This window comes from Mycobacterium sp., assembly GCF_032161845.1.
In the GTDB taxonomy this organism is placed as follows: Bacteria; Actinomycetota; Actinomycetes; order Mycobacteriales; family Mycobacteriaceae; genus Mycobacterium.
Map to the genome: position 1 here is coordinate 1 of NZ_JAVRQA010000262.1, position 2,625 is coordinate 2,625.

A 2,625-nucleotide genomic window follows, 5' to 3' on the forward strand; every position below is an offset into this window, starting at 1 on the left:
CGGGCCATGTCGGCCGCCGTCACATAGGCATTGAGGTCGGCGAACTCGCCGGAACAAAAGGCGCTTGCGCCTGCGCGTTCAGCCTCGGCGGCCCGTTCGGCGCCCGGCCAGGGAAGGCCCCATTCCATGATGCTCACCTTTTCGTCGGGTCGCGACCCAGCGGGCGCGGCGAGGGCTTCAGTTCGATTACCTAGTAATATAGGTTAGAGCCGTGAATCTACCAATGCGGACTGCGGCGGGTCAGCACCGTCTGGCAGGTGATAAGAATCAGGAACCAGCTAATTGTTCAACTCTTTAGGAGAATCTGATGTCAGATGCAGTAATCGTCGAGGCGGCGCGGTCGGCAGTCGGTAGGCGCAACGGCGGCCTGTCCGGTGTGCATCCCGCCGACCTGTCGGCCCAGGTGCTCAACGCGCTCGTCGAGCGGGCAGGCGTCGATCCCGAGATCGTCGACGACGTCATCTGGGGATGTGTAGGCCAGGGCGGTGAGCAGGCGATGGACATCGCACGGACCGCGCTACTTGCGGCGGGCTGGCCCGAGTCGGTGCCAGGGGTGACGGTGGACCGTCAGTGCGGCTCCAGCCAGCAGTCCGTGAACTTCGCCGCCGCAAGCGTGATCGCCGGCCACTACGACGTCGTCGTTGCCGGCGGCGTCGAATCGATGTCGCGGGTGCCCATGGGCACGACGATCGCCAGCGGCGGTGATCCGTTCAGCCCGCTGTTCATGGCGCGGTACGGCGTGCATCCCAACCAGGGCGTCGGCGCGGAAATGATCGCCGAGCGTTGGGGTTTCGACCGGACATCACTCGACGAGTTCTCGCTGGCGTCACACCAGAAGGCTGCCGCCGCTCAGGACGCGGGTGTCTTCGAAGACCAGATCGTGGCCGTGGAGGATCAGGACGGCAACCCGGTGATCCTCGACGAGGGACTCCGCCGAGGCGGCACGGTCGAGAAGATGGCACAGATCAAGGCGGCCTTCAAGGAGGACGGCGTGATCCATGCGGGCAACGCCTCGCAGATCTCCGACGGTGCGGCCGCGCTGCTGATCATGTCGGCCGAGAAGGCGTCGTCGCTGGGGCTGACGCCGATCGCGAAGATTCACACCGCCGTACTGGCAGGCGCCGACCCGGTGATCATGCTGACCGCACCGATACCCGCCACGCAGAAGGCGCTCAAGCGCTCGGGCCTGTCCCTCGACGAGATCGGCGTCTTCGAAGTGAACGAGGCGTTCGCCCCGGTGCCGATGGCCTGGCTCAAGGACATCGGAGCCGACGAGAAGAAACTCAATCCCAACGGTGGCGCGATCGCGCTGGGTCACCCGCTGGGTGGCTCGGGCGCGCGCATCATGACCACGATGCTTTATCACATGCGCGACAAGGGTATTCAGTACGGCCTTCAGACGATGTGTGAGGGCGGCGGCCAAGCCAACGCGACGATTCTGGAGCTTCTGTGAACCTAGAGCCGTCGTCATGACGGAGCCGTCGGACCCAACCTCCGATTCGGACGGCGGCTTTCCGCAGGTTCGCTCCTGGCAGGAACCGGGCCTGCGGAACCCGGGTGGCGGCCCGGAATACGGCGAGATGATCGGGGCGTTGCGGACCTTTCTCGACGACGTCGCCGCCGCTGCGCCGGACAAGGACACCATCGTCGGACTCGCCGAGGACCTGAGGCGGTGGTCCGACAAGCTGGCTCCGATGGCGGTCCGCGAACGCGAGCGCATCTTCGCGCGCAGGTTCGACCTTCCCGGTCGCGGCCAGACCATGTCACCGAAGTTCGTCGTCACCGGTGGTGATAGCGACAGTGTGCACGGGACGGTCACGTTCGGAAATTACTACCTAGGGGGAGGCGGTGCGGCGCACGGCGGAGCCATTCCCTTGATGTTCGACGAGGTGCTGGGAAGGCTGGCGACGACAGGCGGCCGCAAGGCGGCACGAACGGCCTACCTGCACACAGACTTTCGGTCGATCACTCCGATCGGACGCGAGCTCGACGTCCGCGGATGGTTCGTCAGCGAGGCAGGGCGCAAACGTGTTCTGCGTGGCGAGCTCAAGAATGGAGACACGCTGTGCGCAGAGGCGGAGGCGCTGTTCGTCGAGCTGCGGCCAGATCAGCCGTGACGTCGAGGCGAAGCGCCATCTCGCGCATGGCTGCCAAGATCGCTCTGGTCGTCGGCGCACTGGCGACGCTCAATGGATACCGTCCAGTCAAGAAGGGCTATCTGTCCGTCCCGTCCTTCATCGCGGGAATGGTGGTCACGGAGCTGCCGCTGCAGACCATGGTCGCGCACGGGGCCGTGATCGGCGCGACGTGGCGTGCGCAGTCTCCGCGCATGCGTTGGGTCAGCGCGATCCTGTCAGGAGCATGCTTCGCCGGCCTGCTCGGTCTGAATCGCGTTGGCAGGCAGGCGAACGTGCCTCTCACGAGGGCGCTCGACGAAGGCCTCGGACCCTGCCGCGGCCCCAGGTCGGCGTCAACGGTGAAGGCTCCGGGCGTGCTCAGGACCATGCGCATCTGGAACGAGTACGCCCACGATGCCGACATCGTCTACGGCGAGCACGGTTCGGCGAACCACCTCGACGTCTGGTCTCGGCCTGGCCCGAAGCCCGATGGCCGAGCCCCGGTTCT

At 65.9% G+C, this 2,625-nt stretch carries 2 protein-coding genes and 2 pseudogenes; 3 read left to right on the plus strand and 1 reads right to left on the minus strand.

Translation table 11 applies throughout. The features are described from left to right. A pseudogene (locus QOD90_RS14805) lies at window positions 1-128 on the minus strand (LLM class flavin-dependent oxidoreductase); the annotation flags it as partial. A gap of 179 nt (window positions 129-307) precedes the next feature. Here QOD90_RS14805 and QOD90_RS14810 point away from each other — a divergent pair. The 3 genes and pseudogenes from QOD90_RS14810 to QOD90_RS14820 all read left to right on the plus strand — a co-directional run. Continuing rightward, the gene (locus QOD90_RS14810) at window positions 308-1,453 is read left to right on the plus strand and encodes a thiolase family protein (protein WP_526350945.1); all 1,146 of its coding nucleotides are present in this window, start codon (window positions 308-310) and stop codon (window positions 1,451-1,453) included. Window positions 1,454-1,469: 16 nt separating this feature from the next. Further along, the gene (locus tag QOD90_RS14815; RefSeq protein ID WP_526350947.1) at window positions 1,470-2,117 is read left to right on the plus strand and encodes a hotdog domain-containing protein; all 648 of its coding nucleotides are present in this window, start codon (window positions 1,470-1,472) and stop codon (window positions 2,115-2,117) included. A 26-nt stretch (window positions 2,118-2,143) separates the two neighbouring features. Next, window positions 2,144-2,625: pseudogene (locus QOD90_RS14820) on the plus strand (alpha/beta hydrolase); the annotation flags it as partial.